Annotated in this window: 12 protein-coding genes; 5 read left to right on the plus strand and 7 right to left on the minus strand. The window is 68.7% G+C overall.

The features are described from left to right. The 4 genes from VFU06_08520 to tesB form a co-directional block, all read left to right on the plus strand. Nucleotides 1-213 (plus strand): hypothetical protein (locus tag VFU06_08520; protein HEU5209440.1); only part of this gene is annotated, 213 nt, incomplete at its 5' end. 167 nt (nucleotides 214-380) lie between these two features. Further along, complete coding sequence (locus VFU06_08525; protein HEU5209441.1) at nucleotides 381-1,121, plus strand: DUF620 domain-containing protein; 741 nt, start codon at nucleotides 381-383, stop codon at nucleotides 1,119-1,121. Nucleotides 1,122-1,179: 58 nt separating this feature from the next. After that, nucleotides 1,180-1,680, plus strand: a complete 501-nt coding sequence (locus VFU06_08530) for a YIP1 family protein (protein ID HEU5209442.1) — start codon at nucleotides 1,180-1,182, stop codon at nucleotides 1,678-1,680. Nucleotides 1,681-1,690: 10 nt separating this feature from the next. Next, entirely contained in the window at nucleotides 1,691-2,560 is an 870-nt protein-coding gene (tesB, locus tag VFU06_08535) for an acyl-CoA thioesterase II (GenBank protein HEU5209443.1), read from the plus strand. A gap of 343 nt (nucleotides 2,561-2,903) precedes the next feature. Here the strand turns inward: tesB and VFU06_08540 are convergent, their stop codons facing one another. The 6 genes from VFU06_08540 to VFU06_08565 all read right to left on the minus strand — a co-directional run bounded on the left by VFU06_08540 (nucleotide 2,904) and on the right by VFU06_08565 (nucleotide 14,217). Beyond that, on the minus strand, nucleotides 2,904-5,021 hold the full coding sequence (locus VFU06_08540) for a S46 family peptidase (protein HEU5209444.1): 2,118 nt from the start codon (nucleotides 5,019-5,021) through the stop codon (nucleotides 2,904-2,906). Between the two features lie 57 nt (nucleotides 5,022-5,078). After that, on the minus strand, nucleotides 5,079-6,953 hold the full coding sequence (locus VFU06_08545; GenBank protein HEU5209445.1) for a VCBS repeat-containing protein: 1,875 nt from the start codon (nucleotides 6,951-6,953) through the stop codon (nucleotides 5,079-5,081). Then, nucleotides 6,950-8,077, minus strand: coding sequence for a hypothetical protein (locus VFU06_08550; GenBank protein ID HEU5209446.1), 1,128 nt, complete (start codon nucleotides 8,075-8,077; stop codon nucleotides 6,950-6,952). The genes VFU06_08545 and VFU06_08550 overlap by 4 nt, the downstream gene beginning before the upstream one ends. Before the next feature lie 176 nt (nucleotides 8,078-8,253). After that, a complete protein-coding gene (locus tag VFU06_08555; protein HEU5209447.1) occupies nucleotides 8,254-10,647 on the minus strand; it encodes a choice-of-anchor B family protein in 2,394 nt (797 codons plus the stop codon). Between the two features lie 143 nt (nucleotides 10,648-10,790). Continuing rightward, entirely contained in the window at nucleotides 10,791-13,268 is a 2,478-nt protein-coding gene (gene hrpB, locus VFU06_08560; GenBank protein ID HEU5209448.1) for an ATP-dependent helicase HrpB, read from the minus strand. Nucleotides 13,269-13,290: 22 nt separating this feature from the next. Next, complete coding sequence (locus VFU06_08565; protein ID HEU5209449.1) at nucleotides 13,291-14,217, minus strand: nuclear transport factor 2 family protein; 927 nt, start codon at nucleotides 14,215-14,217, stop codon at nucleotides 13,291-13,293. A gap of 187 nt (nucleotides 14,218-14,404) precedes the next feature. On the opposite strand from VFU06_08565, the gene VFU06_08570 reads away from it, so the two are divergent. Further along, the gene (locus VFU06_08570) at nucleotides 14,405-14,830 is read left to right on the plus strand and encodes a response regulator (GenBank protein ID HEU5209450.1); all 426 of its coding nucleotides are present in this window, start codon (nucleotides 14,405-14,407) and stop codon (nucleotides 14,828-14,830) included. 104 nt (nucleotides 14,831-14,934) lie between these two features. On the opposite strand, the gene VFU06_08575 is transcribed toward VFU06_08570, so the two are convergent. Then, entirely contained in the window at nucleotides 14,935-16,734 is a 1,800-nt protein-coding gene (locus tag VFU06_08575) for a family 43 glycosylhydrolase (protein HEU5209451.1), read from the minus strand. Nucleotides 16,735-16,736 lie beyond the last annotated feature (2 nt).

Consider the following 16,736-nt stretch of genomic DNA (forward strand, 5'->3'; position numbering starts at 1 on the left):
GCGGGGATCCCGCACGTGCTGGAGCCGGGCTGGCTGCCAGACGATGGCGTGGTCGTGGACGGCGGCTATTTCGGCCGGCGCCGCTCTGACGACGTCCTGCGCGCAGCGCTCCCCAGGCTCGCCGCATATGTGCCGGCGCGCGGTGGGGTCGGCCCCGTCACCGTGGATGTCCTGCTGCGCCACACGCTCGTTGCCGCCCGCGCAAATCGTTGAGCCCCAACGATTCAGAGCAAGCGCCGTCCCGGGGGCGAAGCACGTGCGCCCCGCGATGCACGCGGCTCGCCATTCGGCGCGTGCAGCGCCTCCCGGAGCCGTGTTATCTTCGGACCGCCGCGCACAGGGCGCGGTTCAGAGCGTTACCCGAACGCAGGATTACCGATATGAACCGCGTGATTCGTCGCGCACTCGTCGCACTGCTGTTGCTGGGTGTCGTGGCGCCTGCCAGCGCCCAGATGCCCGAGGCGGATGCGATCATCAAGCGTTTCGAGCAGGAGATCGGCGTCGCAGGCCGCAACCCGTACGAAGGTGTGAGCTCGATTCGCACGGTGATGAACCTGAGCAATCCCGCGATGGGCGTCGCCTTCGACATGCAGATGGATGCCGTGCTGCCGGACAGGTTCGTCACGCGGATGACCATTCCGGGGATGGGCGAGGTGCGCACCGGCTTTGACGGGAAGGTCGCGTGGTCGATCGATCCGATGCAGGGCGCGCGGCTGCTGCAGGGAGCCGAGCTGGAGCAGGCGCGTGCACAGGCGGCGGAGATCACGGCGCCGGGAATCAGCAGCAAGCTCACGTCGGCGGAGACGATCGGTGAGGACTCGGTCGATGGTCGCAAGTGCTGGCTGGTCAAGATCACGCTGGACCCCGGCATGACGGCGGACTCCTGCTTCGATGCCGAGACCGGGCTGCTCGTGAAACAGACCGCTTCGCAGGGTGGCATGGAGGTCGAGTCGCTCTTCCAGGAGTACCGCTCGTTCGGCCCCGTGAAGATGGCATCGCGCATCATCGCGCGGGCGGCGGGCCAGGAGCAGATCATCACGATCGAGAGCGTCGAATACGACGCCGTCGACCCGGCAGCGATCGCGCTGCCGCCGGAGGTCCAGAAGCTCATCAAGGGTTGAGTCCGACGCGGGCGCGTCTGGAGCGCGCCCGCATCCCGGTCAACGTGGGAGGGGATGAATGCAGACGTGGGGACAACGCGTCATCGGCGCGGCGAAGCTGGACATCAACACGTACGAAGAAGTCGAGGCGGATGAAGGTGCGACACTGCAGGCGGCGGCGGTGGTCGTGCTGGCTGCGCTGGCTCAGGCAGTTGGCGCTGCCGGTGCGGGGAGTGCCATCGGTGCAGCGATCGGCGGCCTGGTAGGCTGGGCGTTCTGGGCCGGCCTCACCTACCTGATCGGCGCGTACGTCTTCAAGGGCACCGCGACGTGGGGTGAGCTGCTGCGCACGCTCGGCTTCGCACAGTCGCCGCGCTTCCTGCTCGTCCTGGGCTTCATCCCGCTGATCGGCTGGGTCATCGGCGTCGTGGTCTTCATCTGGGTACTGATCACCGGCATCGTCGCGATCCGGCAGGCTCTCGACATCAGCACGGGCAAGGCAATCGCGGTCGCGCTGATCGGCTGGATCATCATGGCCGTGATCAGCGTCTTCACGGGGCTCCTGTCCGTTGCCGCCTGACCGGGCCGTGTTGAGCTACACGGCCGCCGACCTGATCGGCCTGTTCGACGTGGAGCCGATCGAGCGCAACATCTACCGCGGGCAGAACCGCGACATCGGCACCGGCCGCGTGTTCGGGGGGCAGGTGCTCGCGCAGGGCCTGGTCGCCGCCCGGCGCACCATCGACGACGCGCGCGACTGCCATTCGCTCCACGGCTACTTCATCCTCCCCGGCGACCTGGCCGTGCCGATCGTCTACTTCGTCGACCGGCTGCGCGACGGCAGGAGCTTCACGACACGACGCGTCACCGCGATCCAGCACGGCAACGCGATCTTCAACATGTCCGCGTCCTTCCACAAGCAGGAGAGCGGGCCCGAGCACCAGGCCGCCATGCCGGACGTGCCGCCGCCCGAGCGGCTGGAGTCGGAGCTGGACGTGCTGCGCGAAATGGCGGAGCGCATCCCGGAACCGCTGCGCGAGGTGCTGACACAGGACCGGCCGATCGACTTCCGCCCCGTCGAGGTGGTCGACCCGTTCACCCCCACTGCGCGTGCCGCACGCCGGCATTTCTGGCTGCGCGCCAACGGCCGGCTCTCTGACGACCAGCTCGACCATCAGGCCGTCACGGCCTACGCCTCCGATTACGGCCTGCTCGGCACTGCACTCATGCCGCATGCACTGACCATCCGCCAGCCGGACCTGCAGGTCGCGACGCTCGACCACGCCATCTGGTTCCACCGCGCCTTCCGCGCCGACGAGTGGCTCCTCTATGCGATGGAGGCACCCGTCGCCGCCGGCTCACGCGGCTTCACGCGCGGGCACATCTTCACGCGTGAAGGACGGCTGGTGGCTTCGGTGGCACAGGAGGGGCTGATGCGGAAGATCGAGCGGCGCGGCTGAGCACGGACTTTTTTCACCGCTGAGGGCGCGGCGCTCGTTTTTCACACAGAGGTCACAGCGGACACGGAGGACACCGTGTCTGAATCGCTGCCGAGCCGCACGCTCCTCGCCTCGATAATTTGGCGTCGATTTTTTTGTAGTCTGGTTCGCGGCGCATATCGCGAATCGCGGTCGTCACCTGCGCGGAACCACGAACCAACTACAAGAAAACGGGTCTGTCGTGTTGCAGGAATGTGACGCCGCACGGTGACCCTGTGTCCTCCGTGTCCGCTGTGACCTCTGTGTGAAAACGACTCCGCGCCTCAGCGGTGAAAAATCCGTTCTCGAGGTAAACGCCGAACGATCAAGGCATAGCCCCCGCGTCGATCTCCGCCACGATCCGGTCCATCTCGTACACATGCTCCAGTGCAGCGCGTACTGCGCGCAGGTCGACCATGACGTTGCGCCCGCGCTCCGGCAGGAAGATGTAGTCGCGGACCAGCCCTTCGATGTTGCGATCGAAGTTGAGGCCGACGATCTTGAGGTCGGGCGTGACGGCGGGGCTGCCGCTGTTGCCTCCGTACGTATCCGCGGTCGAGATGAAGTTGAGCGGTGTTGCCAGGTCGAGGCCGGCGGGAGCGGGCACCCACCGGTCGGGCAGCGCCCAGTCGCCGTCGGGACCGTGCGCATGGTAGCGGTCGTACATGCCGTGGAACGTCGTGAACGGCGGGGCAAAGGTCCCGTTGTACTCGTAGCGCAGCACGAGGCCGTCGGTGATGCGCGGCGACGAGGAAGCGTCGGGCGGGACGGAAGTGCCGTACACGGCCAGGCGGGCGTTGCCGAACTGCGCCGCGAGCTGTGCCTCCTGGCGACCGAGCTGTGACCACTCCTGCTGGTACGCCACGACGGCAGGAAGCAGTGCCGCCCCGAGCGTGACTGCCGGGTCGCTGGCCGGGAGCGCACCGGCATCGAGTGCTGCGGCTGCGCGTGCAGAGTCGCCGAGCACGGACCGCATGAGTGCGTCGGCGGCCTGCTCCGGGTTCAGGCCGGCGAGTGCGGCGCGTGTCACCGGGTGATCGGGACCGAGGAACCGGCGGAAGTCCTCCAGCCGGAGTTCGAGGAACCGGCGTTCGATGCCCGCCGGATGATCCCCGATGCGGCGGAGCTGCGCCGACATGGCCGCGATCGTGTCTGCCGGGGCGTTGCGTGCCTGCGCATCCGACAGCATCTGCGCGAAGAGCGCGCGTCGGATCGTCGCGGACGCGAACGACGGGTTGGTGATGAGCACGAACGCCTGGTGCGGCCCGCCGAGTCCACGCTTCTGCTGCTGCAGCGATTCAATGCTCGAGAACAGCGGCTCGTACTGCGTGGCGAGCTCCGGATGGGCGCGCAGCGAGTCGCGCAGGATGCGCTCGTTCTCTGCGCGCTTGCGCATCACGTACGGATCGTGCAGCGCCTGCAGTCGCCCCGTCGACGCCTTGAGCGTGTTGGACAGCGAGAACATGCGGTTGCGCAGGTCGAGCGCCTCGCCCGTGGCGGGATCTTCCCGGTAGAACGCCTGCAGGGCGGCGAGACGCGTTTCGAAGAAGTGCAGCGTTGCGGGCACTCCGACATCACGCAGGAACTCGAGCTGGGACATCGTCGTCAGGCGAGTGGTCGGGCCGGGGTTGCCGATCACGAACACGACGTCGCCCTCCTCGATCCCGTCCTGGCTCCATTCGAAGAAGTGCGGCGTCGAGAGCGGCCGGCCGTCGGCACCGTACACGCGCATCAGCCCGAAATCGAGCGCGTGGCGCGGATAGGTGAAGTTGTCGGGATCACCGCCGAAGAATCCGACCTGCAGCTCTGCCGCGGCGACGAGCCGAAGGTCGGTGTAGCGGCGGAAGACATAGGCCGAATGCAGCCCGCCATTGTACAGCGGAATGATCTCGACGCGCAGCGTCGAATCGCCATGCTGAGCCTGGAGCCGCGATACGATTGCCTCCATCGCGGCATTCTGCTGTGCAACAGGAGCGTCCGCGACCGCATTGACTTCATCACTGACGTCGTGCACGGCGATCAACTGGTCGGCCCACATCCCCTCGATCGGCCGTTCCTCCCCGGGCGTGTGCGCGAAGAAACCGTTGTCGAGCAGCTGCTCGCCCTCACGCTGCACCTGCACGACGCGCCCGCGGATGCAGTGGTGGTTCGTGACTACCAGGCCACTGGCGGAAACGAAGGATGCCGAGCAGCCGGGGATGCGCAGTGCGGCGAGTCGCGCAGTCGCGAACCAGGCGCTGTCCGCGTCGAAGCCGTACGTCCGCCTGAAGTACTCGGTCGGCGGATACTCGAACGTCCACATCCGACCCATGTCGAAGCGGCCGGCCGTGACGGTGTCCAGGCCCGCGACGTCCTGCGCCGCTGCGTGCTGCATCCCGGCGAGTGTCAGCGCGGTGCAAAGGATCGCCGCGAGCGGGACGAGGCGGCGTGGTGTGTTGCGCATCACGGGTATGCTCCGGTGTGATTGTATTGCTGCGGACATCCGGTTGTGCGGCGCGGATCAGCGCTGACGGTGGTACGTCAGCCCGCCGGACAGGCTGCCTGCGATGACGTCCAGGCGGCCGTCGCCATCCAGGTCGGCGAATACCGGCGCACTCGTCGGGTGCAGTGGCAGCACGTAGTCGGCATCCAGGACGAAGCGCGGCTGGGTGGCGCTGCCGTCGTTCCTGTACAGCAGCGCGCCCGGCTCCTCGCGTCCGAAGACGAGGTCGAGGTCGCCGTCGCCGTCGATGTCGACCAGCGCCGGGTGACTGCGTCGCCCCACGTCGATCCCGTCGAACGCATCGCTCACGAGCGTGAACCTCGGATCGGCGGCACTGCCGTCGTTCCGGTAGTAGTTCACCTCTCCCGACGCCTCGCCCACGAACAGGTCCAGGTCGCCATCACCGTCGATGTCGCCGAGCGCCGGTGTCGCGTTGCTGCCGCGCGTCAGCCGCACCGTCCGTGCCGTGTCCTGCTCGAATCGTGGCGCCTCACGCGTCCCCGCGTTCCGGAAGTAGAGCACTCCCTCGTTCCACGTGCCGAGCAGCATGTCGACCAGGCCGTCGCCGTCGAGGTCGGCCAGCGCGGGGGCGAAATGGTACTCGGCCGGCAGGTCCAGCGTATCGGCCAGCACGAACGACGGCATGGTCGTGGTTCCGTCGTTGCGGAACAGGTACAGGCGCGCGGACTGCAGGGTGGCAGGGTCCAGCTTGTTGCCGACGAGCAGGTCCAGGTCGCCGTCGCCGTCGAGATCGGCGAGAGCGGGAACGCTCTCGCTGCCGACATCGATGCCGTCCAGGAAGCGGCGCGTGCGGAGTGTCAGCGAGCCGTCCGGCTGCTGCGCGTAGTAGTGGAAGTTCTCGGCCGACGTGCGGTTCGGGTTGAACGCGCCGCCAAGCACACCCAGGAACAGGTCGAGCCGCCCGTCCGCATCGATGTCGGCGAGGTACGGCGCATTGTAGCCGCTGGTCGCAATCGTGTCGCCATCGGCGAGCAGCGGGGTGGGCACGCTGCGCAACCCGGGGTTCTGACAGGTGCCGGTGTTCTCGATGAACAGCACACCCGGCTCGAAGAAGTCGCCCCAGTAGAGATCCAGGTCACCGTCGCCGTCGTGATCGGCGAAGAACATGCTGTTCGCGCCGTGTCGGGCAGAGCCAACGAGCTGCCCGATGATCTCGATCCCCTCGAAGCGGTCGGTCACGAGCTGGAAGCGCGGCGCGCCACGCTCCACACCCGCCTGCTCGTAGCGCGTGATCGTGCCATCGACGCGGCCGAGGAAGAGGTCGAGCCGGTCGTCGCAGTCGAGCTCGACGGCCTGCGGGATGTTCTGCCGGTCGGAGAAGACCGGCTCGCCGGCGATGCTGTAGATGGTGTCCGCGGCACTGGTGAAGGCGGGCCGCTCGGCGGTGCCGGTGTTGCGCCAGTACCGGATGTAACTGTAGCGGCGCTCGCCGAGGATGTCGAAGAGGCCATCGCCGTCCACGTCGACGATGCGGCTCCATTCACCCACGTCCAGGTCGTGAAAGCGATCCGTGCGCCACGTGAAGCGCGGCTGCGTCGGTGTGCCCGTATTCTCCAGGAACATCAGCTCGCCCGACCGCTCCTGGACGAACAGGTCGTGATCGCCGTCGGCGTCGATGTCGATGAACTGCGGGCGCGGCACGTCGAGCCCACCCAGAAAGGGGTGCGCGTATGCAGCCCCGTGCTCGTCGCGCACTGTGAAGGGAGCGATCTCGCGGATCCAGTCGCCGGATGCGACGCCCGCGCCGCCGGTGCCCGGCGATCCGACCGGCGTCTGCGGCGCCGCGTTCGGTGCGGCCGTGCACGACGCCAGCAGGAGGACTGCTGCGCAGGCGACGCGGGCGCTGCGCAGTGCGGACGCGGCCGCGATCAACGGCTCTGACCCTGCGCGATCGCGATTCCGCTGGCGTTGCGCCCGACCGTAATCACGTCCACCACCTGCTGCGTCGCCGTGTCGATCACGACGACCGTGCCCAGGCCCGGTTCGCCCTGCGCCCGCGCGCCGGCATGCGCCGCATGGTCCGCCGACATCATGCGGTGCGCTTCCGCGCCCAGGTTGTTGTTGGAGACGTACACGTACCTGCCATCGGGCGAGATGGCGACACCGTGCGGCTGCCGGATCCCCTCGTGCTCGATGGTCTTCGCGACGCTGCGCCGGTTCATGTCGACGACCGACACACGATCCGCGAGCTTGTTGCCGAAGTAGACCCAGCGGCCGTCCTTCGTGAAGATCGGGTCGAACGGCTGGACGCCCGCGTCGATGCGATCGACGAGCTGCGGCCGCATCGGGTCGCTCACGTCGAACACGAACAGCTCGCCGGACACCTCGCCCGTGATCACCAGTGTCCGTTCATCGGGTGAGAGAGCGAACTGCATCAGCGCGGCCGGCTGCCCCGGCACGGGCACGAGGTTCACATGCTCGTCACCGTAGTTCACTGCCGCGAGCTGGTTCACCGCGAGCGACGCCGTGTAGCCGACGTCCGCCGCGGCGTTCAGGGCGATGGCGTGCGGGCGCGGGAAGAGGACCGGCAGCTCCTCCACCTGCATCGTGGAGCGCGTGATCACCCCGATCCGCTCCGGCGGATTCACCGCCGTCATCGACCGCCCGACCAGCAGCACGTCGTCCGTGGGGTGCAGCGCGAGCATCCCGGGCACATCGAACTCCGCGACGCCCACGACCCGATTGGAACGGTCCAGCTTGACCACCCGGTTCTCGCCGATCAGCGACACGTACCAGTACGACCCGTCCGGCTCCACCACGACATGATGCGGCTTCGCGTTCGGCCCGAACCCGAGCTGCTTCAGGTCCACCGTCTCGACCACCTCGTTCGTGCCCGAGTCGATCAGCGAGACCGTCGCATCATCCTGGTTGCACACGTAGACCAGCGGACCCGTGGCAGATGCCGATGCGGGTGCATCCGGACCACTGGCGGCAGATGTCGCACTGCATCCGGCGAGCAGTACGGCGGCGACGATGAGCAGTGTGGACGATTTCATTGCAGTCTCTTTCTCGAATCAATGCATCTCCCGGCACAGCTGTTCCCTCACAGCCGTCGCGGGAAAAGGGCCAGCACAGGGTGAGCAGGGAAATGGCGGGATCCCGCGCACCGCGAGAATCCCGCCGTTCCACCCGGGCCCAGGCCCAAAGCCCCGGCCCCGGCCCGCCGTCCCCCTCACGATACCGGCTGCGAATCCCGCTTCTTCACCAGGAACAGTCCCTCGCTGCCGCTGGTCACGATGATCGTGCCGCTCTCGAAGTACGGATAATTGCTCCAGGAGCCGCCGAACCCCGCGGTGTTCTCGCCGTACGGCACGGTGTCGAAGTACCCGATCTCGCGCGGCTCTGTCGGGTTGCTGATGTCGACGATGCGCAGGCCGGCCTGGTAGTGCGACTGGTACATCAGGTTGCCGCGCACGTACAGGTTGTGGTCCGAGGCCTCGGTCGTGCCGGCGAACTCCGCTACGAGCTGCGGGTCCTCGAGGTCCGTGATGTCCCAGACGAGGGTGCGCGTCTGCTTGACGTTGCCCTGCAGCTCGTCCAGCTCGTCGTTCATGAACAGGTATCGGTGATCCTCAGACGGCCAGGCCTGGTGCGAGTATGCCACGTTGGGGTAGCTCGCGCGCGAGAGCGCCTTCGGGCTGTCCTTGTCCGTAACATCGGCGATCGAGAGCGCCGTCTCGTTGCTGCCGAAGCAGATCTCGCGGCCCGTGTAATCGCTGTCGGGGCCGGCATACGTGACACAGACGGCGTCGTGGCTGTAGCCGGTCGCGGCGCGGCCGGTCTGCGGGTCCGCGAAGCACCCGGCGAACGAGGGATTCTTCGGATCGCGGATGTCGATCATGTGCAGCCCGCCACCGCACGACTCGCCGCCGGAGCTCGCACCGACGGCGTACGCGAAGCCCGTCGCCTCGTTGATCACGATGTTGTGCGCGCTGGCGATGCCGTGGTACGTCGTGTCCGGCGTGAATGTCTGCGGCGCGCTCGCGCCGCGCAGCCTGGCCAGGTCGAAGACCTGCACGCCGTGCTCACCGGATGCGTCCGCGACGATGTAGGCATGGTCGCGGTAGACCTTGATGTCGCGCCATACGGCAGTGGGCGAGCCTTCCGTGCGCGGCAGGAAGCCAACGAACACCGGGCGCGTCGGGTTGCTGATGTCGACGAAGCTGGTGCCGTCATTGCGCCCGACCAGGGCGTACTCCTTGCCCGTCTGCGCATCGGTCCACCCCCAGACGTCGTTGACCTCCGTGCCGCGGTCGCCGCCCAGGTCGGTCACGTTCATGAACGCGAGCAGGTCGACACCCGCGCATTCGAAATTCGCAGCGCTGCCACCGTTGCAGGGCGTCTCGCGACCCATGACCGACGCGATCCGCTCCGGCGGGCTCTTCAGCACGGTGCGCTCCGTCCATTCGCCGTTCACGCGCTCGTACACGATGACGGAGCCCGCGCCATTGTCGTCACGGCTCATCGCGACCGCGGCGACATCGCCTTCAACGTCGAGCGCGCCACCGAACCCGACGCGCTCGGTGCCGGCGCGGTTCAGGCGCCGCACGCCGTCGTAGCCGGCGTCGCCGTCGGCCGAGAAGACGTAGGCACTGCCGAAGCCCCGGGCCGCGCGCGGGGCGCCCACCCAGAGCTCGTCGCCGCTCACGGCGACCGCACCGCCGAAGGCGCTCTGGCGGGGCCCATCGAACGGGAGGTAGCGTGCCTGCTCCCGCCACTCGCCCGTGTTCGGGTCGGCGGCGAAGCGGTGCACCGAGCCCGTCTGTCCGTTGCTCATGGGAGCCCCGACGAGCAGCTCGGCGCCCGCGACCGTCAGGTCGGCGCCGAACACGCTGCCCGCGGCCGTGCCGGTCGAGCTGAGGCGGCCTGCGGAGGTGAAGCGGCCGTCCGCGCCGGCGCGGTACACGTAGACTGCACCCGTGTTCTGCTGCAGCCCGGGCGCGCCGACGAATACGACGTTGCCGATCACCGCGACCGCACTGCCGTACAGCACACGTCCCTCGCCGCCGACCGGGGCGAGCCGCTGCACCTGGCTCCAGTCGCTGTTCGCGCCCCGCCGGAACACGTACGCCGCGCCCAGCTGCCCGCCGGCGCCCGGCGCGCCGATCACCGCGATGTCGCCTGCCAGCGCCGTCGCGGAGCCGAACATGTCGCCGTCAGCCGCGCTGTCCGGCGTGATCTTCGCCGCCTGCGACCAGGCGCTGCCGTCGCGCCGGAACAGGTACGCGGCGCCACCGGAGCCGCTGGTCATGGCACCGATCAGCAGCGACTCGCCGTCCGCGGCGATCGCGGCGCCGAAGCCGTCCGAGCTGGCGCCGTCGCTCGCGCGAAGCTGGGCCCGCTCGGTCCATTCGGTGCCCTGCCTGGCGTAAACGTAGACGAGGCCCGTCCGGATCACGTTCAGCGGCTCGCCGACCAGTATCTCACTGCCCACGATCTCGATGCTGCCGCCAAAGCCTGCCCGGGCCGCGGCCGTGCTGCCACCCGCAAGGGTCTGGGCGCTCGCGGCGCCCGCGCCTGCGGCCAGCAGCGCCAGCACGGCGAACGACGTTCCTGGTCCTCGCATTCGTTGCTCCTTGGATTGTTGCCTGGGCGTCCCGTCCGGGACCGGATCCTCGGGATTCTACACAGCAGCCGCCGTTTCGACCAAATCACAGGTGCGAGTGGCGCGGGCACACGGACGAACCTGCGGCGCAGCAGGGCCGCGGATCAACCGGGACGGACCCGCCGGGTAGCCGTCGCCGTCAGCGGATCGTCCGGCCAGTAGTGTTTCGGGTAGCGGCCCCGCAGGTCCCGCCGCACATCGAAGTAGCCGGTCCGCCAGAAGCTGGCGAGATCGCGCGTGACCTGGACCGGCCGTCGCGCGGGGGAGAGCAGGTGGATCGTGAGCGGCACCCGCCCGCCCGCGATGCGCGGCGTCTCGGACCAGCCGAACAGCTCCTGCACCCGCGCTGCCAGCACGGGCGCGGCAGGGTCCGCATAGTCGATGCGCAGCCGCGAGCCGCTCGGCACCTGCAGGTGGGTGGGCGCCAGGGCGTCGAGCTGCGATTGCAGCCGCGGCTCCACGCGCGCGAGCAGCGCGGTCTCGAGGTCGACGCGCGCCAGGTCGCCGTTGGATCCGGCCAGGAACGGGACCAGCCAGTCCGATGCGGTTCCCGAGAGCGCCGTGTCACTCACGTCCGGCCACGCGGGAGCGTGCGCACGCAGGAATGCGAGGCGCGCCTGGAGTGCCCGCGCGGGGTCCGTCCATGGGAGCACGCCCACGCCCTCCCGCTCGATCGCGTCCAGCACCGCATGCGCGACGTCGTCATCGCTGACCGGTCCGCCCACGACATCGGCCAGCACGATCGCGCCCAGCCGCCGGAGCACGCGAGTGCGCACCCGCGTTCCCTCCAGTGCGACACTCCGCTCTTCAACGACATCGTCGCCGAACATGGCGATGACTTCGGCCTCGTCGAGTGCGGCGCCGAGCAGCACGAAACTGTCCGCCCGCTGCGCACCCGCCTGTGCCGCAACGATCCATTCGGCCGATGCCAGCGCCGAGTGTGCGGGGACTCGCGCGCCACGGCCATTGCGCAGCACGAACGCGCCCCGTCCACCGCGCGCACGGCCGAGGCGGTCAGGGTAGGCCAGGCCGAGCAGCGCGCCGGGCGAGAGAGCTTCGGCCGATGCATCCGATCGACGCGTGTCCTGGATGCGACGTCGCAGCTCGTGCGCGGTGCGCTGCACGCGCGCAGCACCCGCGCGATCCACCTCCGCGCCGATCACGCCGCGGCCCTGCAAGGCGTCCAGGCGCAGCAGCAGGTCCGGGTCCGCCATCTCGCCGCTCCCACGGAGGATGTCGCGCTCCTCGATCAGTGCCGCTACCCGGCACGCCGTCTCGACACTGCCGTGCTGCTGCGCGAGCACCAGCATGTGGGCGAGGCGCGGATGCAGCGGCAATCGCGAGAGCGCCCGGCCGTGCTGCGTGATCCGGCCGGCCTCGTCCAGTGCATCGAGCTCACGAAGCAGCTCGCGCGCCTGCGCAAAGGCACCGGCCGGGGGCGGGTCCAGCCACTTCAGCTCCGACGGATCGGTCGTTCCCCACGCGGTCAGCTCGAGGGCGAGCGGCGCGAGGTCCGCCTCGAGGATCTCCGGCGTCGCGTGCGGCAGCAGGGAGGCATCCTCGGCCAACGTCCACAGCCGGTAGCACGCACCCGGTGCGGTGCGTCCCGCGCGCCCGCGCCGCTGGTCTGCGGACACGCGCGACACGCGTACCGTCGCGAGCTGCGTCATGCCCGTCCGTGCGGAGAAGCGCGGCACGCGCATCAACCCGGAGTCGACGACCGCGCGCACCCCCTCGATCGTGAGCGACGTCTCCGCGATCGCACTGGCAAGGACGACCTTCCGTTCGCTGGCTGCCGCAGGCGCGAGCGCCGCATCCTGCTCGTCCTGTCGCAGCGAGCCGTGCAGCCGGTGCACGCGAACGTTGGAAGGCAGGTCGACGAGATGCTCCTCGACCCGCCGGATCTCGGCCGCGCCCGGAAGAAAGACCAGGACGTCGCCCTGCTGCTCTGCCAGCGCTCGGCGCACCAGGCGTGCGACAGCGGGCTCCATGCGGTCGCGCAGCAGTGCATCCAGGTACTGCGTCTCCACCGGATACATGCGCCCCTCGCTGCGTACGACGGGGGCATCGTCGAGCAGCCGGGCGACCGGAGCCGCGTCGAGCGTCGCGGACATGACCAGCACACGCAGCTCCGGGCGGAGCAGCTCGCGCGCCTGCAGCGTCAGCGCAAGTCCCGTGTCTGCATGGATGCTGCGCTCGTGGAACTCGTCGAAGACGACGATGCCTGTGCCGCTCAGCGTCGGGTCGTCGATCAGGAGTCGCGTGAGCACGCCCTCGGTCACGACCTCGATGCGGGTCTCGCGGGAGACCCTGGTTTCGTGGCGCACACGATACCCGACCGTGCGACCGACCGGCTCGCCGAGCAGGCGCGCCATGTACGTCGCGGCACCGCGCGCGGCGAGGCGGCGCGGCTCGAGCATGATGATGCGCTGGTCCTTCAGTCGGGAGGCGTCCAGCAGGGCGAGCGGCACGCGCGTCGTCTTGCCCGCGCCGGGCGGCGCGACCAGCACTGCGGCACCCTTCTCCTCCAGCACGGCAAGCAGCTGCGGCAGAACCGCGAGCACGGGCAGCGTCGCGTTCATTGCAGCGTCACGTCATCACGGATCAACCTTCGATCGGCGCGTTCAGCATGTGCACGACGACCCACTGGCCGTCGGCACCGACGCGCCAGATCCGGACCCAGTTCCCGGACGGCGCGTCCATCGACGGCAGCGACCCGAGCGTGTACTCACCATATGTATACGCGAGGTCGCCCGCCGCGGAGATCCCATCGCCCAGGCGGTGGAATGACACGGGCGCATCGCCCAGCGCGCGAGCGATGCGAACACCGCCGTCGACGACCGTGCCGCCGTTGTTGAGGCGCGCCGTCGCGTCCAGCATGGGACCGAGCGCCCGGCGCGGACCGCGCCTCTGTGCGGCCGCCGCGACGAGGTCGTCGAGCTGGAGCAGCGCCGTACGTCGACTGCGCACGTCGGATGGGGGTGCGGCCGGGCGGGATGGCACGTCCACGCCGTTCGGCGCGGGCGGCATTTCGGCGGTTTTCGTGCCGATGTCGAGCACCGCCTGCCACACGCCCTCCTCGTTACGCTTCCAGACGGAGAGGTACCAGCCATGGCCGATCACGGGGCCGCTCCCCGTTGCGAGCAGTGTGTACGGGCCCGTCGTGTACCCGACATCGTCCGACGCGGCGCTTTCCGCCCGTGCCGGCGCCCAGTGCAGCACGGCTTCGGTCGGCGCATCCGCGTAAACAGCCCGCCCGTTCGACGCGCGCGGCATGAACACGACCGCCTGCGGTGCCAGGAACGTGAGAAATGCGTCACGCACGCCGACCTCCCGCGCGACGGCCGCGAACTCCTGTTCCGCTTCGGCCACGGTCTGCGTCAGCAGCGAGTCGAGCGGCGCGCGCAGGCTGTCGGTCGCCGCGGAGTCCGGTTCCTGCGCGTGCAGAACAGCGGGTGCAAGGCACAGCACGCACAGCAGCAGCGTCGCGCAGAAGGCGGAGCGAGTGGTGACGACCGTGGAGCGTCGCATGGGATCACCGGGTTGTGCAGTGGAATTTTGGCCCAGCCAGAAAAGCTGAACTCGCCCAAGGCCGCCATGGAATAGCCTTGATTCGCGCCATCATCCAGCATACGTTGGAAAACGCTTCCGAACAAACCCCCGGCCGACGCGTGGCTGTCGACGGGGGTCATTTTTTTCTCCAGTTCGGGAGGTCCACATGGAAGCCGGTGAGTCCCTCCTGCTCTTCGTTGCAGACCCGCAGCGTCGGGCGCAGTACGGCGCGGCACTGTGCGGCGCGGGGTTCCGCGTCATGCAGGCGCCGACCGCCGCGGTTGCGCTGACCCGCTGCAATCGTGAGCACCCGTCGGTGGTCATCACGGACGTGGTCGTGCCGGGGATGCATGGCACTGACATCGCCCGTGCGCTCCGCGCGTGTGCTCGACCGCCGGGCCCGTTCATCATCGGACTGATCGAGGGCTGCTTCGACACGGCAACGGAGTCCGCCGAAGCAATGCTGTTCGACCGTCTGCTGAACGAGCCTGTTTCCTGTGACGTCCTCGTGCGCGACATCCGCGAAGCGCGCGAACGTCGCAGCAGGCGCCGCCGCTGGACGCCTCACGACTCGCGACTGCGGCTCGCCTGACCCTCCCCGCGCGCGGCGCTACCTGCCGGCGCCGCGCGTGGCGCACGGGCTTCGCACCATCCCTCCACACACGAGTCACTCACCATGCATGCATGCTGCGCGCGTCACGGCAGGTGCACCGGCTCGCTCACGTCGGAGACGCCGTTCTCGTTGAAGGCCTCGATCGCGAACCAGTACTCCTGGCCGATCGTGAGCGCGCGCACCTCGAGCTGGCTGCCCGCGTCGGCCCACCACTGCCACGTCTGATACAGCCTGTCGGGAGCGATGCCCCAGAGGACGTTGTAGCCGACGGCTCCCGGGACGGCGTCCCAGCGGACGAATGCGTTGCGCGGGTCGCCGTCGCGTCGAACACGAAGGCGCTGCGGCGTGGCGGGCGCAGCGCCATCGCCGGCGCCGAACACGCGCAGGTCGCTGATGGCCAGGTTGGGGCTTGCGACATGATCGTGGACGTAGCGAACGAACCGCGTACGTACCGGGCCCGGCAGCTCGACATACGCATTCGGTCGATCGCGCCGCTGGTCGTACCCGACGTGGGCCAGCGGCTGCCAGGTCATGCCGTCGGGCGAGTGCTCGAGCCGGAAGGTCGTGTAGACCGTCGAGTCGTTCAGGAAGATACCGGACTCGTGGTCCACGTAGTTGACCTGCACGGCGCGCACCGTGTGCATGCTGCCGAGATCGACACTCAGCCATTCATTGGCGCTCGCGGTCTGCGCGAGCCAGTAGGTGCGCGGGTTCTCGTCGGTCACGTTGCCGGCGGGAAAGGTGTCCCGCACGGACGAGGCACTCGCCGGCCTGCGATAGGACAGCAGCATCCAGCCGGTGAACAGGTCGTTGCTGCCCTCCCATTTCGAGGTCGGCACGTGGTGCGGAAAGTCGCCGAAGCGGGTGTTCGCGTACATCTGCCCGTCTTCATCGAAGCCGGCCGGGTACATCACGATCCGGCGTTCGAAGTTCCAGTTGATTCCGACCCAGCCGGTCCCGGTGTTCCAGTAGTTTCCGTGATGATCGAGGAACGTGTTGCCGTGACCTGCACCGGTCATGAACCCGCCGGGCTTGTAGCTGATCGGGTTGTAGGGTGCGTAGACAAAGGGGCCGAGCGGATCGTCAGCGACGTAGGTGCCATTCGCGTACACGTTGTACTCGGTGCCGGGCGCGCCGTACTGCAGGTAGTAGCGGCCATCGTATTTGGTCATCCATGCGCCCTCGATGTACGGGTCGCGCGGGTCCGTGTGGTCCGGGCCGAAGCGCTCCCAGCCGTGTCGCGCCGGATCGAGTCCGAACAGGCGGATGACGGAATCGCGGTACACGGTGCGGGTCGCGGGATCGATCTCCGCGGCAAACAGCGGATAGTAGTTCGACGAGCCCCAGTACATGTACCAGCGGCCGGTGTCCGGATCGCGGAACAGGTCCGGGTCCCAGGGGCCGGGCGGAATCGAATCGGGTCCCGGCGTCTGGAGGCCGAAGGGAGTCTGCGCGCCGGGCGGGGGCGGGAACCAGCGGTGATAGAAGTCGAGCTTTCCGTTCGCGGGTGACGTCGTGTAGTAGAGCGGGCGGGACGTCGTCATCGACTGCAGCAGGACGATCGTATCTCCGACTGCGCGTGCTGCCGGTGCAACGATATCCTCCGCCGGCCATCTCGTCGGCGTTACGTGCGTCCAGTCCCGCAGGTTCGTCGAGCGCCAGTAGCCGTCGACCAGGGTGGCGAACAGATAGTACTCACCGGTGCCGTACGGCACGATCACGGGATCCGCGCTGGTGCGGTACGAGATGCCCTGCCGGGTCTGCTCGAAGTTGTAGCGGTAATCGAGATCGAGCGGGTTGATCCACGTGCGGTTCTGGGCGTGCGCGGGCAGTGTCGCCACGACTGGCAGGGCGACCACAAGCAGAATCGCTCCGAGCTTCATTC

This window comes from Longimicrobiales bacterium (assembly GCA_035764935.1).
Classification (GTDB): Bacteria; Gemmatimonadota; Gemmatimonadetes; order Longimicrobiales; family RSA9; genus DASTYK01.